At 33.7% G+C, this 18548-nt stretch carries 15 protein-coding genes; 7 read left to right on the top strand and 8 right to left on the bottom strand.

The features are described 5' to 3' along the window. Positions 1 to 133 precede the first annotated feature (133 nt). Together AC3ITQ_RS20065 and AC3ITQ_RS20060 are read left to right on the top strand one after the other, a co-directional pair. Positions 134 to 2200: a beta-N-acetylhexosaminidase gene (locus AC3ITQ_RS20065; RefSeq protein ID WP_489235887.1), complete on the top strand. Its 2067-nt coding sequence runs from the start codon at positions 134 to 136 to the stop codon at positions 2198 to 2200. Positions 2201 to 2696: 496 nt separating this feature from the next. Then, entirely contained in the window at positions 2697 to 8183 is a 5487-nt protein-coding gene (locus tag AC3ITQ_RS20060; protein ID WP_489235886.1) for a glycosyl hydrolase family 18 protein, read from the top strand. Between the two features lie 178 nt (positions 8184 to 8361). On the opposite strand, the gene AC3ITQ_RS20055 is transcribed toward AC3ITQ_RS20060, so the two are convergent. The 3 genes from AC3ITQ_RS20055 to AC3ITQ_RS20045 all read right to left on the bottom strand — a co-directional run bounded on the left by AC3ITQ_RS20055 (position 8362) and on the right by AC3ITQ_RS20045 (position 10943). Then, entirely contained in the window at positions 8362 to 8559 is a 198-nt protein-coding gene (locus AC3ITQ_RS20055; RefSeq protein WP_489235885.1) for a hypothetical protein, read from the bottom strand. Positions 8560 to 8782: 223 nt separating this feature from the next. Then, complete coding sequence (locus AC3ITQ_RS20050; RefSeq protein WP_489235884.1) at positions 8783 to 10171, bottom strand: radical SAM protein; 1389 nt, start codon at positions 10169 to 10171, stop codon at positions 8783 to 8785. A 10-nt stretch (positions 10172 to 10181) separates the two neighbouring features. Then, positions 10182 to 10943 carry a prolipoprotein diacylglyceryl transferase gene (locus AC3ITQ_RS20045; protein WP_489235883.1) on the bottom strand — a complete coding sequence of 254 codons (762 nt, stop codon included), beginning with the start codon at positions 10941 to 10943 and terminating at the stop codon, positions 10182 to 10184. A gap of 98 nt (positions 10944 to 11041) precedes the next feature. Between AC3ITQ_RS20045 and AC3ITQ_RS20040 the strand changes: the two genes are divergently transcribed. Next, positions 11042 to 11815, top strand: coding sequence for a TlpA family protein disulfide reductase (locus AC3ITQ_RS20040; protein ID WP_489235882.1), 774 nt, complete (start codon positions 11042 to 11044; stop codon positions 11813 to 11815). Positions 11816 to 12046: 231 nt separating this feature from the next. Further along, complete coding sequence (locus AC3ITQ_RS20035; RefSeq protein ID WP_026984448.1) at positions 12047 to 13666, top strand: ABC-F family ATP-binding cassette domain-containing protein; 1620 nt, start codon at positions 12047 to 12049, stop codon at positions 13664 to 13666. A gap of 63 nt (positions 13667 to 13729) precedes the next feature. Here AC3ITQ_RS20035 and AC3ITQ_RS20030 read toward each other — a convergent pair whose 3' ends face one another. After that, complete coding sequence (locus AC3ITQ_RS20030) at positions 13730 to 13900, bottom strand: hypothetical protein (protein ID WP_194659260.1); 171 nt, start codon at positions 13898 to 13900, stop codon at positions 13730 to 13732. A gap of 184 nt (positions 13901 to 14084) precedes the next feature. Here AC3ITQ_RS20030 and AC3ITQ_RS20025 point away from each other — a divergent pair, with 184 nt between their 5' ends. Then, complete coding sequence (locus tag AC3ITQ_RS20025; protein ID WP_489235881.1) at positions 14085 to 14666, top strand: hypothetical protein; 582 nt, start codon at positions 14085 to 14087, stop codon at positions 14664 to 14666. Positions 14667 to 14674: 8 nt separating this feature from the next. Here the strand turns inward: AC3ITQ_RS20025 and AC3ITQ_RS20020 are convergent, their stop codons facing one another. The 4 genes from AC3ITQ_RS20020 to AC3ITQ_RS20005 all read right to left on the bottom strand — a co-directional run bounded on the left by AC3ITQ_RS20020 (position 14675) and on the right by AC3ITQ_RS20005 (position 17119). Continuing rightward, entirely contained in the window at positions 14675 to 15079 is a 405-nt protein-coding gene (locus AC3ITQ_RS20020; protein ID WP_489235880.1) for a hypothetical protein, read from the bottom strand. Positions 15080 to 15082: 3 nt separating this feature from the next. Beyond that, positions 15083 to 15676, bottom strand: coding sequence for a dihydrofolate reductase family protein (locus tag AC3ITQ_RS20015; protein ID WP_489235879.1), 594 nt, complete (start codon positions 15674 to 15676; stop codon positions 15083 to 15085). A gap of 69 nt (positions 15677 to 15745) precedes the next feature. Next, positions 15746 to 16378 carry a class I SAM-dependent DNA methyltransferase gene (locus AC3ITQ_RS20010; protein ID WP_489235878.1) on the bottom strand — a complete coding sequence of 211 codons (633 nt, stop codon included), beginning with the start codon at positions 16376 to 16378 and terminating at the stop codon, positions 15746 to 15748. Positions 16379 to 16450: 72 nt separating this feature from the next. Continuing rightward, the gene (locus tag AC3ITQ_RS20005; RefSeq protein ID WP_489235877.1) at positions 16451 to 17119 is read right to left on the bottom strand and encodes a hypothetical protein; all 669 of its coding nucleotides are present in this window, start codon (positions 17117 to 17119) and stop codon (positions 16451 to 16453) included. 203 nt (positions 17120 to 17322) lie between these two features. On the opposite strand from AC3ITQ_RS20005, the gene pyrR reads away from it, so the two are divergent. Together pyrR and AC3ITQ_RS19995 are read left to right on the top strand one after the other, a co-directional pair. After that, positions 17323 to 17862 (top strand): bifunctional pyr operon transcriptional regulator/uracil phosphoribosyltransferase PyrR, encoded by a 540-nt coding sequence (gene pyrR / locus AC3ITQ_RS20000; RefSeq protein WP_074658383.1) that lies wholly within the window; start codon positions 17323 to 17325, stop codon positions 17860 to 17862. Positions 17863 to 17896: 34 nt separating this feature from the next. Then, positions 17897 to 18538: a DUF6891 domain-containing protein gene (locus tag AC3ITQ_RS19995; protein ID WP_489235876.1), complete on the top strand. Its 642-nt coding sequence runs from the start codon at positions 17897 to 17899 to the stop codon at positions 18536 to 18538. Positions 18539 to 18548: the final 10 nt, after the last annotated feature.

Here is an 18548-nt window from a genome sequence, read left to right as displayed (position 1 = left end):
GCTAACGAATCAAATTTCAAAATTCAGATTGATTTTATAACGAAAGTGAGGTTCAATAGGAGTCATTCTGAGTTTTGTTTCTTTTATCTATTATTAATGTTATCTCCGGATAGCATCTTTCAAACACAATAAAATGAAATATTTATTAGTCCTACTATTAGCGGGTTTAACTTCTAGTGCTCAAATTCAGAAAGAGCAACTAAATCTTATGCCGTGGCCTCAAAGTGTTGTTTTAAACGATGGTAATTTTACTTTAACTAAAAATTTTAAAGTAAATGTTACAGGGAATCCGAATCCAAGAATTTTTGGAGGTGTGACTCGTTTTTTACGACGATTAGATGGTAGAGCTGGTATTTTTTTCGAGCAGGGTTTTATTACAAAGTTAAATGAAGTTCCAACAGCAGAACTTCAGGTTAACTGTACTAAGAGCGGAAAAATTGGTTTGTATGAAGATGAAAGTTATCATTTGGATATCAAACAGAATAAAATTACAATTAATGCAACAAGTGATTTAGGAGCCTTACATGGTCTTGAAACGTTATTGCAAATGTTGCAAAATAATAATACCTCATTTTATTTTCCAAGCGCACAAATTTCAGATTTTCCAAGATTTACCTGGAGAGGCTTGATGATTGATGCCTCAAGACATTTTCAGCCTGTAGATGTTATCAAAAGAAACATCGATGGATTAGCGGCAATGAAGATGAATGTTTTTCATTGGCATTTGGTTGATGATCAGGGTTGGAGAATCGAAATGAAAAAACATCCAAAACTAATTGAATTAGCTTCAGATGGAATGTATTATACACAAGAGGAAATTAAAAATATCGTAAAATATGCTGATGAGCGTGGTATTTTAATTGTTCCGGAAATAGATGTTCCTGGTCACGGATCGGCAATACTTACAGCTTACCCGGAAATTGGTAGCAAAGTGATTACGCTGACTGGTGGAACTTCAGAAAAAAATATTCAGGGAACCGCTATTGCGACCTATGGAATTGAAAGAAATGCTGGTATTTTTTCACCAACATTAGATCCTTCAAACCCTAAAACGTATCAATTATTAAGTGAACTTTTTGATGAGGTTTGCCCGTTGTTTCCAGGAGCTTATTTTCATATTGGTGGAGATGAAAATGAAGGGAAAGACTGGGATGCAAATCCGAAAATTCAAGCGTTCAAAAAGAAAAATAACCTAACGACTAATCACGAACTGCAAACTTATTTTACCATGCAATTAGTGCCGATGCTTAAAAAGCATGGAAAACAGTTAATGGGTTGGGAAGAAATTTTGACAAAAAACATGTCAAAAGAAGCTATTATCCATTCCTGGAGAGGACCTAATGAAGGCGTTGTTGCCGGTCAATCATTAGTTGATGCAGTAAAAAAAGGTTACAAAACAGTATTGTCAAATGGATTTTATATTGATTTGATGTATCCTGTTGAAAGTCATTATCTGAATGATCCAATGCCAAAAGGGGCTGATTTATCTACAGAAGAAAAAGCAAGAATTTTAGGAGGAGAAGCAACAATGTGGACAGAACTCGCCTCAGCTACGACTATAGATTCTAGAGTTTGGCCAAGAACCGCTGCAATTGCAGAAAGACTTTGGTCAGCGGAAAATATTACAGATGTTGAAAATATGCGTAAACGTCTTGATGTAGTTTCGTTTAGACTGGAAGAATTAGGATTGACGCATATTCGAAATAAAGAGGTAATCTTAAGAAATGTTGCAAACAATCAAAATACAAAAGCATTAGATGAATTTACAAATGTTTGCGAACCTTTAAAAGGATATAAACGTAATAAAGGTGGAACGGAATATCAAATGTATTCTCCCTTAACATTATTTGCAGATGCTTGTACACCAGATGCTAAAGACTCTTTGGCTTTCGACGCAGCAGTTGCCCAATATTTGGCAAATAAAACACCGGAAAATAAAGCAAAGGTAACCGCATTTTTCAATAAATGGATTGCAATGAATAAAGGATTAATCGAGCTGAGTTCCACAGCACCTTTAGTACAGCCAATTTTGCCTTTGTCTAAAAATTTAACTGACGCGTCACAGGAATTGTTGCTTGTTTTGGATAATAAATCAACATTAAAAACAGAAGATTTAAAAAATTTAATAGAACAATGTAATAGCAAAGATCACGCAGATGTTGAGCTATCAGTATATGAAAGTCTTAAAAAATTAATTTAAAGTTTGGTTTGAATTAGTACGTTGTAGTTAGCATTATTTAGTAATTATTTATCTCTACCGGAATTTCTGGTAGAGATATTTATAAGCTGATGAAAGCAATTTCAATTTTTTCAAATTATACAGTCAATAAAAATCTTAAAATAACCATTAAAAGAGTAATAACATTTAAAACCAAATAAGAGAATAAAACAAAACATGACAAAAAAATAGAATTTCAGATTGATGAATCCCCAAGTTTATCTTCTTGTATTTAAAACTAATTTTTAAAAGAATTATATCTAAATATCAATCAATACTATTGGCTAATGATTATGGTAGAATCGGTAATAGTAATATTTATTTATAGAAGTAATATGAATTAATTCCACCTGACTGCAATCTCTCCAAATTGCAGTTAGCTGAAACTCCGGTTATTGTTTTTTTATGTGCTGCGTTTTGACATGTATCATATGGTAACCGGAATATTTATTTTTCTATTAACCAATATTTATTAATTATGAAACATTATTACAGATTGCTTTTTTTGTTACTGTTTCCCTTACTAGCGTTAGCCCAACCAGCTCACGGAAAAAAGGTAGTAGGGTATTATGCGCAATGGTCTATCTATGCCCGGGATTTTAATATTCCGAAGATTGACGGAAGTAAATTGACGCATTTGAATTATTCTTTTTATGGGACAACTTATGACCCTGCCCATCCGGAGAATACAAAGTTATTGTGTTTAGATTCGTATGCTGATTTTGAGCATATGGAAGGTGGAATCCCATGGGATGCTCCGGTAAAAGGAAACTTTTATGATTTGAAAAAATTAAAAGAAAAGTATCCACATCTTAAAATCTTAATTTCTGTTGGAGGCTGGACTAAAGGCCAGGATCTTTCTCCAATTGCTGCAAGTCCGGTAGCAAGAGCTGCTTTAGCTGCAGACATGGCAAACTTCATTGTAACGTATCCTTTTATTGATGGATTCGACATTGACTGGGAATATCCTCTTTCTGGAGGTACAGACGGTACTGAAGTAATTAATGGAGCACCAATTCCTCCACAAAAGTATAGCCCGGATGACAACAAAAACTTAGTCTATTTATTGAAGGCAATGCGTCAGGCAATGCCAAATAAATTGGTTACCATCGCTGCCGGAAATAATGTTCGAAATGTATCCAAACAATATTTAGGACCAAACACCAGAGCACAATATGGAATGACAGAAGACATTTCTACTTATTGTGATTACATCACTTACTTTGGATATGATTTTGGAGGAAACTGGTTTGATAAAACCTGCTATAATGCTCCTTTATATTCAAGCGGAAATTCAAATGATCCATTGTACAATGCAACTCAATCTGAATCGCTTGATGAATTAACAAATCAATATTTGAATGTTGTTGGTTTTCCTGCGAATAAATTAATCATGGGATTGCCTTTCTACGGGAAAAAATTCGACAATGTTGCGAATAATGGAACCAATCCAAACTTACCTGGATTATTCGTTTCTGCACCGAGATATATTGTTTCAGGATGTACAAATCCACAGAATCCTGTAGGAACTTGGGACGGACCAGCTGCCTGCGAAAAATCAGGAAGTATTGAGATATGTGATTTAGTTGGAAATCCGGTTACCAATTCACATCCTTATTTAGACCCAAATACCATGTTAGTTACACCAACTGCAGCAGCTGCAGGATGGGTACGCTATTTTGATAATACTACTAAAGTTCCTTATTTATATAATGCTACTTTAAAGCAGTTTATCTCTTATGAAGATAAACAATCAATGGATTTAAAAGTGCAGTACATTAAATCGAGAAATCTTGCCGGTGGTATGGTTTGGGAATTATCTCAGGATACCAGAGGTTCTATCCCGAATGCATTACTAAATCAGGTAGATACTTCTTTTGGAAGCATCGTTGCAGGAACAGTAAGCATTGCGGGTTCAGTAAAAAACGGATCAGCTTTAGTTCCGGATGTAACAGTTGAATTAAGAGATGCAAGCAATGCCGTATTACAAACAGTGGTTTCTACAGCAGGAAATTTCACATTCAACAATTTACCTTCCGGACAAACTTATAAATTAACAGCTTTAAAAGGAACTTATACTTTTACACCGGTAACTTTAACAAATGTTACGGTTAACCAAACTGCTGTTGTAATTAATGGAACTCAGCCTTTGTACACTGTTAGCGGAACTGTTCTTGACGGAGCAACTCCAGTAGCAGGAGTTACAGTTTCTGCAACTTCAGGATCAACCGTTTTAACCGCAGTTTCAAATGCAAGTGGCGTTTATAGCGTTGCAGGTTTAACAGCCGGACTTAACTTCACCGTTACGGCAGCAAAAACTGGATTTTCTTATACGCCAACTTCTACGGTTTATACTGCAATAGACGCCAACAAAACATTGAATTTTGTTCAGGGTGCACCAATTGTTTATTATACGGTAAGCGGAACTATTTTGAATAATACAACACCAGTTTCTGGCGTTACAGTTACAGCAACTTCAACAGGAGGAACTTTTACTGCAACTACAAACGCAAGTGGAGTATATTCAATCGCTAATTTGCCATCAGGCGGAAATTATACTGTAACGGCTGCCTTAGCAGGACAAACGTATACGCCGGCTTCAACAGTGTATACTAATTTAACGGCCAATAAAACATTGAATTTTTCTCAGGATGTTATTGTAGTTGGTGCCAGTAAAATTAGCGGAACAGTTAAAAACGGAACCGTTGTAGTATCTGGTGCAAAAGTCGAATTGATTTTGCCTTGGACAGATAATACACACCCTTATTTAAGTAAAATTGCAATTACAGATTCGCAGGGAAAATACAGTTTTGACAATGCTCTTTTTGCTGGATATACGACAGTTTCAAGTTTAAAATTAAACACTTGGGAAAACGGAGAAGTTGTTTATTTACCAAACAATTTAGCAAACTTTGCTGTTCCTGCAAATCCAACGGTCTATGATTTTAATACAGGTGCAGTTACAACAACTTATACAGTTAGCGGAACGGTTCTAAACGGTGCATCTCCAGTTTCGGGTGCTACAATTTCAGCAGTTACAGGAACAACGACTTTAACAGCAATTTCCGATGCTTCTGGAAATTATAGTGTGGCTAATTTGGTTTCGGGATCAAATTATACTGTTACTATTGCTAAAACAGGATTAACATTCACTCCGGCTTCTACGGTTTATAATGCAATTAGTTCTAATAAAACGCTGAATTTTACTCAAACAGTTGTAAATCCGGTTTATTACACTGTTAGTGGAACAGTATTAAACGGAGCAACTCCGGTTTCTGGAGCTACGATTTCAGCTGTGACAGGAACAACAACTTTAACAGCAACTTCAGATGCTTCTGGAAATTATAGTGTGGCTAATTTGGTTTCAGGATCAAATTACACTGTAACAATTGCTAAAACAGGATTAACATTCACACCGGCATCAACCGTTTATAGCGCTATCAGTTCTAATAAAACGTTGAATTTTACACAAGTTGTTAATCCGGTTTATTACACCGTTAGCGGAACAACTAAAAACGGAACTACAGCAGTTTCAGGAGTAATCGTTTCTGCTACGACGGGAACAACAACTTTAACAGCAACTTCTGATGCTTCAGGGAATTATAGTGTTGCCAATTTAGTTGCAGGTTCAGATTATACTGTAACAGCTGCTAAAACGGGTTTAAGTTTTAGTCCGGCTTCAACAGTTTATGCTGCAATTAATGCCAATAAAACATTGAACTTTACTCAAAATGTTACCAGCGGTAATTTAATCAGCGGAACGGTAAAAAGCGGTTCAACTCCGGTTGCAGGTGCTAAAGTAGAATTGATTTTACCTTGGACAGACAGCACGCACGGATATGCAAGTTACATTGCAACAACTGATGCTTCAGGAAATTTTAGCTATGCTAATTCAGTTTTAGCAGGATATTCAATTATTACAAGTTTAAAATTGAATGCCTGGGAAAATAATAGTATTGTTTATTCTCCTACGAATTTGGCCAATTTTGCTGTACCAACAACACCTCAGGTTTATAACTTTAATTCAAATTCGGTTGCGCCTCAGGTTACGATTACAAGTCCATCTCTTGCGACGGTTGCAATTGCTCCGGGAACTGCAATTCAGTTAAAAGCAAATGCAAGTTTAACTTTTGCAGATCCAACAGTAACTATTTCTTCTGTTGTATTTAATATCAACGGACAAAATATTACAGGAACGCTTTCTACAGGAACAGAATATGTAGCAAGTTGGACACCAGTTGCAGCTGATTTTAATAAAAATTACACATTGAAAGCAACGACTACAGCTTCAAATATTGTTACTGCAGAGAATACTCGTGCATTTTATTTACAATGTTCAGGTACTTCTTGTCCAAATCAATTACCGGAAATTGCATGGGTTGCACCTGCAGCAACATCTATTAATCAGGCATCAGGATTTCAGGCTGTTCCGGTTAGTGTAAATGTTACCGATGCTGACGGAACAATTTCTACAGTTTCAATAAGTATTGACGGAACTTCTTTTGCTATGACAAAAGGAACAGGAAATGCTTATAATTACACTTTCACACCAAACGCATTCAAAACGTATGCAATTGTTGTAACGGCTACAGATAATGCTGGTGGAGTAAAAACATTCAATCAGTCAGTGAGTATTATCAGTTCTTCTTTCAATCCGTTACCGGCAAAAGTTATTGTGGGTTATGCTCATGGATGGGATAATGCCAGCGCGCCATTCTTATACTTCAATCAAATGGGAGATAAGAAATTTAATGTAGTTGTTTATTCGTTTATCGAAACTTTAAACAGAGATGGTTATACGCCAATTTTGGTTGTAAACGAGCCGAGATACATGACAAATGGAGTTTTCAATCCACAGTTATTAAAGAATGATATTAAATTCCTGAGAGACAAAGGAATTCCGGTTATTGTTTCTATCGGAGGACAAAATGGTCACGTAGAATTACAAACCGTTGCTCAGAAAAATACTTTCGTAAACGGATTAAAAGCAATTGTAGATCAGTATAATTTTGATGGAGTTGATATTGACTTCGAAGGCGGTTCTATGAATTTTGGAGCAGGAGCGCTTAAAGATTTTTCTTATTCAGCGATTTCAGCATATCCAAAATTGAAAAACATTGTAGACGCTTTCAAAGAATTAAAATCAAGTTACGGAAGCGGATTTATACTAACATCTGCACCAGAAACATTCTATGTTCAGGTTGGATATTCTGTTTATTCTGATGGAGCAGGTTCATTCTTGCCAGTCATTCACAACTTGCGTAATGAACTGGATCTATTAATGGTGCAACTGTACAACACAGGATCTATAACAGCTCTGGATAATGTAGCATATTCACAAGCAACACCAGACTTTTTAGTTTCAATGTCAGATATGTTAATGAAAGGATTTAATGTAGCTTCTACGGGTTTCTATTTCCCACCGTTACCAGCTTCTAAAGTGGTGATCGCGATTCCGGCTTGTGCTGGTGCAGCGCCTGCGGGAGGTTATTTAACTCCTGAAAAAGGAATCCAGGCATTCAATTATTTGAGATACGGAACTACTTTCTCCGGAAGAGCTTATACCTTAAAAGGTGGTCCTTACCCAGACATGAGAGGAGTAATGACATGGTCAATTAACTGGGATGCTTCGTGCGGAACAGGTTACGAATTCTCAAATGCTTACGCAGCCTATTTTGCATCAGCAGGGAAAACATTGGCTCTGGATAAAATTGAAGCAAAAGGAAGTACTATCGCTTACTTTAAAAATGATGCTTTGTCGGTTACGAATGAAACAGAAGAAATTGCTCAGGTAGATGTATTTAATACTATCGGACAATCATTGGTAAGTTACAAAAACATTCAAAATAATAAAGAAGTCCTGCTTCAAAATCAAAGTTTCACAACGAAACAATTGTTCATAGTTGTGGTAACAGACAAAGCAGGAAACAGAAAATCATTTAAAGTGATGAACTTTTTAAATTAGTTATTATGAATGAAAATTTAGAAATAAAAAATTGGGACGGTTAAAATTGAGTTTGGTTATTTATTTTTTAATCTGGTTTTTATTTCAAATAAATGCGACGAATTTAAGTGATTTGTTATTTGGTTTTCACTTAGAGGAGCGTATTATAGACCCGGCAATTTATTGCCGGGTTTTTTTATTAATGCATATTGCCAAGTGTAAAATTGGCAGCACAGGTACCAAAACCAATTACGAATGCAATAACGGAGAATAAAATAATTTTTAATGAAAGTTGTTTATTTTCTGATATAAATATCAATCGACCTATTCCAACTAAAAAAGAAATCACGCTGATAAAAGCAATCATGCCGCCAATAAAAACTAAAAAGCCTCCCATATTCTTTTATTTTTTCTTTTATTTTAAATCAAAATTATAAATTGCTCACTATTACAACGCAGGTTCCAAACCCTATAATGACAATAAATATAGGAATTAACATAAGTCGCAGATAAAATTTTTTGTTCTCTTTGGTAAAAATTAAACCAATAAGACCAATTAAAAACATTGCAAAAAGAATAAACCCAAAAAACACTAAACCCTCCATATTTTAATAGTTTTATTAAACATTTAATTTTTCTCTTATTTTTTCAATTTTGTTGTCTCTGTAAAATAAATTCATAGTCTCAAAAGGAATAATTTTCATTTTATCACTCACAATATGAACACATGATTTTTTAACTGCTCTAACATCAAAATCATGAGCATCCATAAAATTCATAATCAAAATTCGAAACAAGTTATTGTAATTTAAGGTGTCGGACTGAACTCTTGGTAAACAGCACATTAATTCATTAAATTCACCTTCTGCACAATCTACAGAAATACCGGTGCTAAATAAATTAAGCATATGTGTTTTTAGTTTTTCATCATGCTCAAAAACGATTGTGTTTTTCGAGTTATTCAACAGATCTTCCGGATTAATTAAATGGGTCATAGGAAAAACTTCTCCATCAATTTTTAGTGCGTAAGCCATACATAAAGCATCTGGATTACAAGGAACGGGAATTAAGTCTTGAGGAGTAAAAAGAGGTGCTTGCTCGTAAATTTTTCTACGGACTTCTGTCAATGTAATTCTTCCTGAAATATCATCGTAATTATCATTTCTGCCGGCAACTTGTGTGGGCTGAAAAGTTACACCACGAACGCATTTTTGTTGTAATGCATATTCTATTATTTTACCAATTTCATCGTCATTTTCTCCTTTTTGAAGTGTGATAACCAAGGTTGTCGAAATATTAAATTGATTTAGATGTTCAATGGCTTTTCTGCGCACTTCGGTTAAATCTTCACCACGCAGTTTTTCTAATACTTCAGGTTTGAAACTGTCGAATTGCAGATAAATTTCAAAATCGGGCATATAGGTAGCAAGAGTCTCTACAAATTTGATGTCTTTTGCAATTCTAATACCGTTTGTATTTACCATCAAGTGTTTGATAGGTTTGCTTTTGGCAATATCTAAAATTTTAAAAAACTCAGGATGCACAGTTGGTTCTCCGCCCGAAATCTGGACTACATCTGGTTCACCTTCATTTGCTACAACAGTATCAAACATTTTTTCAATTTCTTCTAATGTGCGATGTCTGCCGTAGTTTGGAGCTGAGCTGGCGTAACAGGTAGGGCAGGCTAAATTACAGCGATCGGTAACTTCAATAATCGTCAAACAGGAATGCTGTTCGTGATCTGTACATAATCCGCAGTCATACGGACAACCATAATGCACTTTTGTATTGAATTTTAAAGGCATTTCAGATTGTTTATTGTAATTACGAAGTTGCTTATAATAGTTAACATCATCTGCAATCATCGACTTTGACTCGCCATGTGTTTTGCAATGTTTTAACATCCAGACTTTCTCATCCTGAAAAACAATTTTAGTATCTACAAGGGCTAAACAATGAGGGCAAAGGCTTTTAGTATAATCGTAAAAGATGTAATCACGAGTTTTCATTATAATGTTTTTAAGGTGAAGTAATAAGATTTCCTTTGAATTTGAAGGCAAATATTCGGCAGAGAAACTTCCAATAATAAATAAAGATTAAAACGGAACTCCATTGTATAATGCTTAAATTAAGAAATAAGGATTGGTATGGTTTTAAAAATTCTACTAAAAATCGGAATAAAAAATACAAGACCATAAAGAGCTTAAATCGATCTCCATTTATCAAATTTTTATTTTTTATACTTTGAAATAAAACAAAAAGTAAAATCATAAATAGAATTTCATACAAGGCAACAGGGTGTCTTTGCAGACCGTCGCCTAAATTCATTCCTGTGAAAAAGGTAGTTTCGTTGCCGTAAGTTGGCTCTGCAATTCCCATTGAAAAACACCCAATTCTGCCAATAAATAATGCTGTAATAATTGGAATCACATACAGATCTCCCGAAGCGATTTTTACACCAATGATCTTTTTTATTAGTTCAACACCAAATAATCCACCCAAAAAACCTCCTGCAACCGTTTTATTTTGATATAGGGTTAAAAAAGTCTGATGGGTAATTGCTGAAGGGGTTTCTAATAAAGCAATAAATCTGGATCCTATTAAAGCGCCAATCATAGCACCAATCATTATAATTAAGCGATTTATGTCTGATATAGGATCTTGTGTTCTTTTTTTTAGAAAGTAATAGGTTCTTATGCCGATAAAAAAGGCTAAAGTTTCAAATATAAAGTGCCAGTAAAAGGTTTTTCCAAAGATTTCAAATTGAAAAGGGAAGGTCATTTTAGTCAGAATTTTTAGCTAATATAGATAAATCTAATGGAATGGTTTTAAAATAAATTTAAGTATTTTTGAAATCCAAATTTCGGTATTTAAAATTCATGAAAAAGTCCATCACATTCCTATTAGTCTTTCTAATTCCTATTGTTTCTTTCGCTCAAAATAAATTCGGAAATCCGGAAATTGACCCAATTAAAATTCAAAAAAACTTCAGTGAATGGTCACTATATCAAAGTAAGAATATAATGCTTTCGAGAGATTTTGTGGCGCTTGATCTTCTTTCAAAAGAAATCTCAAAAGAAACTTTTTTAAACGAATTGACCAACGGAAATTATATCCCAATCCGATTAAAATCAGACGATTCAATCTATTATTACAAACTGTTTAAAATTGACCCAAATTCCGATTCAAGTATAAAAGCAACCATCAATCAAATAGGTTTTGATGCGCTTAAAAACTATAGAAAGGAAGGTACCGCTTTTCCTGAATTTTCATTTAAAGATTTAAACGAAAATGAAGTTTCAAACGAAACCATGAAAGGAAAAATCATTGTGATAAAATGCTGGTACATTCATTGTACGCCTTGTATAAGGGAATTTCCGCAAGTAAATCGTTTAACAGAAGAATACAAAGACAGAAAAGATATTCTTTTTATAAGCTTAACCGAAGATTCTCCGGAACAATTAAAAGCATTTTTAGCGAGAAAACCCTTGTCGTATGCTGTAATTCCGGACATGAAAATCTACATGAATGAAACATTGGATTTAAACGCTTTTCCAACACATTTCATTGTAAACAAAGAAGGTTTGATTGCAAAAGTATTGCCCAATTTCGAAAGTCTTGAAGTGGCGCTGGCAAAAGAAAGTAAACTGTAGTTTTTTTAACCCTATAAGTAATATAAGGAATGTAAGTCTAGCTTAAAATATTCCAAAACTTATATGATTTACTATATTCAATACAATTACAAGTTTAGTATTAAATGAACTTACATTACTTATATGGTGACAAAATAAGCTGCAATAATAAAAAAAACTTAGAGCCTTAGCACCTTTGCAACTTAGAACCTTTTTCCGTACTTTTGCACAAAATTAATTAAAAAGACATTCATGTTAACAGTCAATAATTTATCAGTTCAATTTGGCAAACGAATTTTGTTTGACGAAGTAAATACCACTTTCACTCACGGAAATATTTACGGCGTTATTGGAGCCAATGGTGCTGGAAAATCTACTTTTCTTAAAATCATTTCGGGTGATATCGACCCAACTTCTGGCCACATTCATTTAGAACCGGGAAAACGTATGTCGGTTTTGAACCAAAATCACAACATGTTCGACGAGCATACTGTTTTGGAAACCGTTTTGATGGGGAATAAAGTTTTGTACGCTGTTAAAAAAGAAATGGATGAACTTTATTTAGACTACAACGACAAAAACGCTGATAGAATTGGAGAACTTCAGGTTCAATTCGAAGAAATGAACGGTTGGAATGCCGATTCTGACGCAGCTTCAATGTTGTCTAACTTAGGAATCAACGAAGAACATCATTATACTTTAATGGGAGATCTTGAGGGGAAAATTAAAGTTCGTGTGCTTTTGGCGCAGGCACTTTTTGGAAACCCGGATTTGCTTATTATGGATGAGCCTACCAACGACTTGGATTTCGAAACAATCGCCTGGTTAGAAAATTTCCTGGCAAATTATGAAAATACAGTAATTGTAGTATCTCACGACCGTCACTTTTTAGATTCGGTTTGTACACATATTTCTGATATTGATTTTGGAAAAATCAATCACTACTCAGGAAACTATACATTCTGGTACGAGTCTAGTCAATTAGCGGCAAAACAACGTGCACAGCAAAACAAAAAAGCAGAAGAGAAGAAACAAGAGCTTGAAGAATTTATTCGTCGTTTTAGTGCGAACGTTGCAAAGTCTAAACAAGCAACTTCTCGTAAAAAAATGATTTCTAAATTGAACATTTCAGATATCAAACCTTCTAGCCGTCGTTATCCTGCGATTATTTTTGATCAGGATCGTGAAGCAGGAGATCAGATTTTGAACGTTGAAAATTTAGAAGCTTCTGTAGAAGGAGATCTTTTGTTTAAAGGTGTTCATTTGAATATGGCAAAAGGCGATAAAATCGTTCTTTTCTCAAAAGATTCACGTGCTACAACCGCGTTCTACGAAATATTAAACGGAAACCAAAAAGCAGATGCCGGAACTTTTGACTGGGGAATCACAACAAACCAGGCTTATTTGCCAGCTGAAAATCATTCATTCTTCGAAAACGATTTGACTTTGGTAGACTGGTTACGTCAATATGCAAAAACAGAAGAAGAGCGCGATGAGGTTTTCATTAGAGGTTTCTTAGGGAAAATGATTTTCTCTGGAGAAGAAGCTTTAAAAACAAGCCGTGTATTATCAGGAGGAGAAAAAGTACGTTGTATGTTATCGAGAATGATGATGGAGCGCGCTAATATATTAATGTTAGATGAACCAACCAATCACTTAGATTTGGAGTCGATTACGGCTTTCAATAACTCTTTGAAAAACTTTAAAGGTTCTGTAATTTTCACAACGCATGACCACGAATTTGCACAAACTGTTGGTAATAGAGTAGTGGAGTTAACACCAAACGGAGCAATTGACCGTTATATGACCTTTGATGAATATCTTGATGATGAAAAAATTCAGGAATTAAGAAAGAAAATGTACAATTTGTAATATTGTAACTGACTATAAAAAAGAAATCCCGATCACAAAATGATCGGGATTTTTTTATGTTTTTTATTTTCTGAAAAGCTTGGCGAAAATAAAAATAATGATCGCAACAATAAAGATTACGATAAATATCCCGAATCCCATTCCGGCTTTAAAAATATCTCCTATAACTTCGCAACTTGTAAATGAAAATAGTATTACGAATACCATTAACAAACGTGTAATGTTCTTTTGCATGATTTTGCTGTTTTAAATGTTTTAAAAAGAATTTAGTATTCTAATTATCGTTAGAATAAAATTACTTTAAACAGCAAAAAAATGTTTTATATAATTTGATTGAAAAGTTCTATGATTTGGGGATTCTATAATTTATTCAGATTTAATTTATGTAATTTTAAAAAGTGTTTAAACAACCTGATTTATGATTCAAAAAGTTTTAGAAAATATTGCCCATCTTTTTTATCCTACAAGTATATGTGCCTGGAAAGAAAGAGAAAAATACGTTGCCTCTGAGGAATACAAAAGATTGCGGTTTGTTATTGATTCTTTTGATACAAATAAATTTAGTAGTATGCTCAAAACTGAATTTGATAGAGATGCAACTTTAAAGGATTTTCAGGATCTTACCCAATTTGATTCTATGGAAGATAGATGTTTTACCTTTCTTTTAACTTTGATTGAAGATGGAGAATTAAAATCAATCAATTTATATATAAGTATTTTAGTTCCTTATTATGTAATTCAAACGATTACTCATACAAAACAAATCCTTATTTCTCAGTCAAAAATGGATGATATTGAAGGAAGTAAGTTGGATGTAAGGAAAATTGATGAGTTGGTTTTGGAAGTTGAAAAAATTATAGAAAATAAATTGTCCTATCAGAAATTTCCAAAAGAATTGTTGAATGCCGTTATTGAAGATATTTCGTTTCAGGATGCTTATCAGGGAGAGTTTGAGATGTTTAATGCTTTTTTTAATAATCAATCTGCAACTCACGAATAAATTAATTTTTAATTAGAGTTTTTGTCTCTTATTGTTTTGATTTCTATGAATATAAGACCTGTGATAATTAGTATTTCTCCAAAAAAATAAGCAATGCCAAAAACTGATATACTTTGGTAGTAATAACGTATGATTCCAAACGTCAAAAGGCAATACAATATATTGGCAATGCAGATTATTTTTAAATATGATTTCCAATTATTAATTATCAGAAAGAAGCACGAAAAGGAATAAGCTGAAAAAATGACTGCCAGTAAAGAAAGATATTCCAGAGTAGTTTTAGACAAACCAAAGAAGTTATTGAAAGTTCTAAGAACAAAAAATAGTAAAAAGGCAGTTAGCATAGCACCAGAACCATCTAATAAAAATATATTTTTTGGTTTTGCTTTAAACCGTTTGATGCTTTCTTTCATATCTTACTCTCCAATAGTTCCAGTCTTAATATCTCCAGCTCGTTTATAACTCACTGCAATCACACCGCTCGGCGTAACCGTGCTTTCAATTAAAGTAAATCCTGCCGGAGTTGAACTATCATCAAACAATTTTTTTCCTTTACCCAGAATTATAGGGTAAATCAAAAGCCCAAGTTCATCAACTAAATCATGTTGAAGCAAAAGCTGAACCAGCGTGGCACTTCCCCAAACTTTAATGTCTTCGCCTTCTGAATTTTTGAGTTTTTCGATGTCTTCTATAGTGGAGAGGAATTCGGTATTTTCCCAGTCTGAATTATTTCTGGTGGAAGACAAAACGTATTTGGTAACTTCATTAATGCCCGGCCAGCCCTCTGCGTGTTTGGGCCAATAGTCTTCAAAAATATCAAATGTTTTTCTGCCTAAAAGAATATCAGCAGGTTTCATTTGTTCCTGCATGACATTGCCATATTCTTCATCTCCAAAAGGCGCCACCCACCCTCCATATTCAAAACCGCCCGAAGTATCTTCTTCAGGGCCACCAGGTGCCTGCATTACGCCATCGATTGTAATCATGGTTATGACGATTATTTTTCTCATGATGTTTGGTGTTTTTTGTTTTATCAAATATAATAAAAAGCTCTTTTTGAAACAATTTGATACTTTTTACTATCCAATTTTCTCGGCAATGATTATCGTGTGAATTTCAAAATCATCAGCTTTTGGATATTTAACTTCGAATGTTTTAACGATTTCAAAATGATTTTTTATAAGTTGATTCTTTATGTCTTCTAAAGAATGATAATAAAAATAGGTACGATCGCCTCTACTTCCTGAAATAAAACCTGATTTAGACGGCGATCCCTCAATGAAACTTATATATAAGAAACCATCTTTAGTAAGTAGTTTATTTGCATCGTATAATAGTTTTGAAGAATCTGTTTCCGAAAGATAGGGTAAACAAAAACCACACATAATCGCGTCAAATTTTTCATTTACTTCGTCTAGTTCTCGTGTATCCATCACTTTAAAATTAGCAGACGGGTTATTTGATTTAGCCAATTCAACCATTTTCGGTGCAATGTCAATACCCGTAATCTTTAAGTTGGATTTTTTGGATAAAAGGTACTTTGTAATATTTCCAGGGCCACAGCCAATTTCAAAAATGTTTACTTGATTTTCTTTTAAAACAGTACAGAAAAAATCATAAGTATCATCATACAAGTTGAGATCCATAAACCTATCCTGATAGAGGTTTGCAATTTTATTCCAGGTTTCAAATGTTTCTTTGTATTTATCCATCGATTTTTAATTCAATAATCAATTAATATTAGATCGGATTGAATCCTTAAACTAGTTTGTGGTTTTCTTACTTCAAATATTTAAATTGTCTTCGTGCTGAGGAATAAAAAAGAAAAAAATAATTGATAGTGATACCCAAAGTGTTATAGAAAAAGATATTAGCCCTTGTGTAGATTCAATTTGAGTTTGCCATAAATTAGATAGCATTAAAAAAATTATCAAAAAAGGGACTAACCCTATTAAGAAAAAAGGTATTAACAATATAAACCCAATAAAAGTTATGATAATTGGCTTTCTAGCTGTAATTGACGACGCAAAATTTGCAATTGAATTTGGAAGATATAGTCTATAAAGAGTGTTATTTAGTAGTTCGTCTTTTAATTCAGAATTAATTAAATTATTTGTTAATTTCGAGGTGATTTTTTTTAGACTTTCATGTAAATCTTGTCTATCTTTTCCCATACGATAAAGATTGAAGAACAACGTGCAAAAGATGATTGGTATTAGTTGAATAACTAAATTTTCTGGATTCGTTATTGTAATTATACCAAGGGAAATGTCAGATAATGATTTGTAGTCTACAAAGAAATAAAGAGTAACTAATATCAATAAAATTAGTGTTTGCCTTTCTTCTTTTTTTATAAGTTCTTGTAAATTGTTGTAAAGTTTATCTCTGTAATCAATAAGGATTTCCTCTTTATTATTTTCTATAAATTCTTTTAAATGATTTTGATTGATCATATCTGAAAATTTTGATTTTTTGTATTGCTAAAATATGATTTTATCGGCTTAAAAATATTAGATATAGGAAAATACAAAAAAAAATACACACTTTCAGAGCTTAAAATCCCAGTATCATACCAAAAAAAATATTTCCCCACCCAACACCCCAACAAATAAATTCTGATTTCGTATATTTGCCCAACCAAACATCACACTTAATTATGAGCCAAAAAGTATTACTTAATTCAAAAGAAGTTACTATCATACTCCATCGTTTGGCTTGTCAGTTAATCGAAAAACATCTTGATTTCTCCGATACTATTTTAGTCGGGATTCAGCCAAGAGGCGTTTTTTTAGCTGAACGTTTAAAACAAATATTAGAAGACGAATATAAAGTTCCTGAAATTTCTTTGGGATATCTGGACATCACTTTTTTTAGAGATGACTTTCGCCGTACTGATAAACCGCTTGAAGCCAATAAAACACAAATTAACTTTATAGTCGAAGACAAAAAAGTCATTTTTATCGATGACGTTTTGTTTACCGGACGAAGCATTCGTTCTGCCTTAACCGCAATTCAATCTTTCGGGAGACCGTCAGAAATCGAATTGTTAGTGTTAATCGACAGACGTTTTAGTAGAAACCTGCCAATTCAGCCCGATTATCGCGGTCGTCAGGTAGATGCCATTAATGATGAAAAGGTAAAAGTAAGCTGGAAAGAAAATGATAGCGAAGATGCGGTTTACCTGATAACCAATTAAATAAATTGAATCGTTAAAAATTGAAAAGATAATAATGACAGAAAACGAAGCGTTTATTTACGAATCAATTTTTAATCAGGTTAGAATGGGATTTCTTTCTGTTGATGAGATTAAAGAGAACATCATAGAAGAAATTGAAGACAACGAATTTGAAGATGAAATTTCAGAAGAGTGGGCTTTTGATACCATAAAAGAAGAATACCAAAAGTTACTTGAAGAAAGTAAACAATGGAAAAGTCCAACTGATACGGAAAGACTAATAAAAGCATTTGATGAATTGGGTGATGAAAACATCGTTGCGCTTCATAATGCAGGCTACACCACAACAGAGGGTGAATATGAAGTAGTTGAGGTGGAAAGAGAGCTGCAGGAAAACGAAGTCTGGTCTGATGGTTATTGTTTTTATCACCAACAAGATTTGGCAAGGGCTGTTGCAGTAGAAGATCCGGGTTTGTTTATCGCTTTTCAGAAAGTAGATAATACTAGTGATGCCGTTGCAATGGAAGTTGGAAAAAAGGTTGCCGAAGTTTTAAGAAACAACGGTTTTCAAATAAAGTGGAGTCCATCTGCCAGAACAAAAATAGAAATTCCGGATTTCAGATGGCAGCATATTTTTGATGAAGATGGAAGAGATTTACAGGATTATGGCGAGGTTATAGAGCGAATGATCCAATAAAGAGAATTGC

The sequence above is a fragment of the Flavobacterium sp. KH_001 genome (genome assembly GCF_057840745.1).
This window is presented reverse-complemented; position numbering and strand designations above follow the sequence as displayed.

What these genes read in the sequence shown, in the direction of transcription:
- AC3ITQ_RS20010 (WP_489235878.1), bottom strand. Translation starts at nt 16,378, where the DNA reads ATGGATAAATACAAAGAAACATTTGAAACCTGGAATAAAATTGCAAAC.
- AC3ITQ_RS20005 (WP_489235877.1), bottom strand. Translation starts at nt 17,119, where the DNA reads ATGATCAATCAAAATCATTTAAAAGAATTTATAGAAAATAATAAAGAG.
- AC3ITQ_RS20025 (WP_489235881.1), top strand. Translation starts at nt 14,085, where the DNA reads ATGATTCAAAAAGTTTTAGAAAATATTGCCCATCTTTTTTATCCTACA.
- AC3ITQ_RS20030 (WP_194659260.1), bottom strand. Translation starts at nt 13,900, where the DNA reads ATGCAAAAGAACATTACACGTTTGTTAATGGTATTCGTAATACTATTT.
- AC3ITQ_RS20020 (WP_489235880.1), bottom strand. Translation starts at nt 15,079, where the DNA reads ATGAAAGAAAGCATCAAACGGTTTAAAGCAAAACCAAAAAATATATTT.
- AC3ITQ_RS20035 (WP_026984448.1), top strand. Translation starts at nt 12,047, where the DNA reads ATGTTAACAGTCAATAATTTATCAGTTCAATTTGGCAAACGAATTTTG.
- AC3ITQ_RS19995 (WP_489235876.1), top strand. Translation starts at nt 17,897, where the DNA reads ATGACAGAAAACGAAGCGTTTATTTACGAATCAATTTTTAATCAGGTT.
- pyrR (WP_074658383.1), top strand. Translation starts at nt 17,323, where the DNA reads ATGAGCCAAAAAGTATTACTTAATTCAAAAGAAGTTACTATCATACTC.
- AC3ITQ_RS20040 (WP_489235882.1), top strand. Translation starts at nt 11,042, where the DNA reads ATGAAAAAGTCCATCACATTCCTATTAGTCTTTCTAATTCCTATTGTT.
- AC3ITQ_RS20015 (WP_489235879.1), bottom strand. Translation starts at nt 15,676, where the DNA reads ATGAGAAAAATAATCGTCATAACCATGATTACAATCGATGGCGTAATG.
- AC3ITQ_RS20055 (WP_489235885.1), bottom strand. Translation starts at nt 8,559, where the DNA reads ATGGGAGGCTTTTTAGTTTTTATTGGCGGCATGATTGCTTTTATCAGC.
- AC3ITQ_RS20065 (WP_489235887.1), top strand. Translation starts at nt 134, where the DNA reads ATGAAATATTTATTAGTCCTACTATTAGCGGGTTTAACTTCTAGTGCT.
- AC3ITQ_RS20060 (WP_489235886.1), top strand. Translation starts at nt 2,697, where the DNA reads ATGAAACATTATTACAGATTGCTTTTTTTGTTACTGTTTCCCTTACTA.
- AC3ITQ_RS20045 (WP_489235883.1), bottom strand. Translation starts at nt 10,943, where the DNA reads ATGACCTTCCCTTTTCAATTTGAAATCTTTGGAAAAACCTTTTACTGG.
- AC3ITQ_RS20050 (WP_489235884.1), bottom strand. Translation starts at nt 10,171, where the DNA reads ATGAAAACTCGTGATTACATCTTTTACGATTATACTAAAAGCCTTTGC.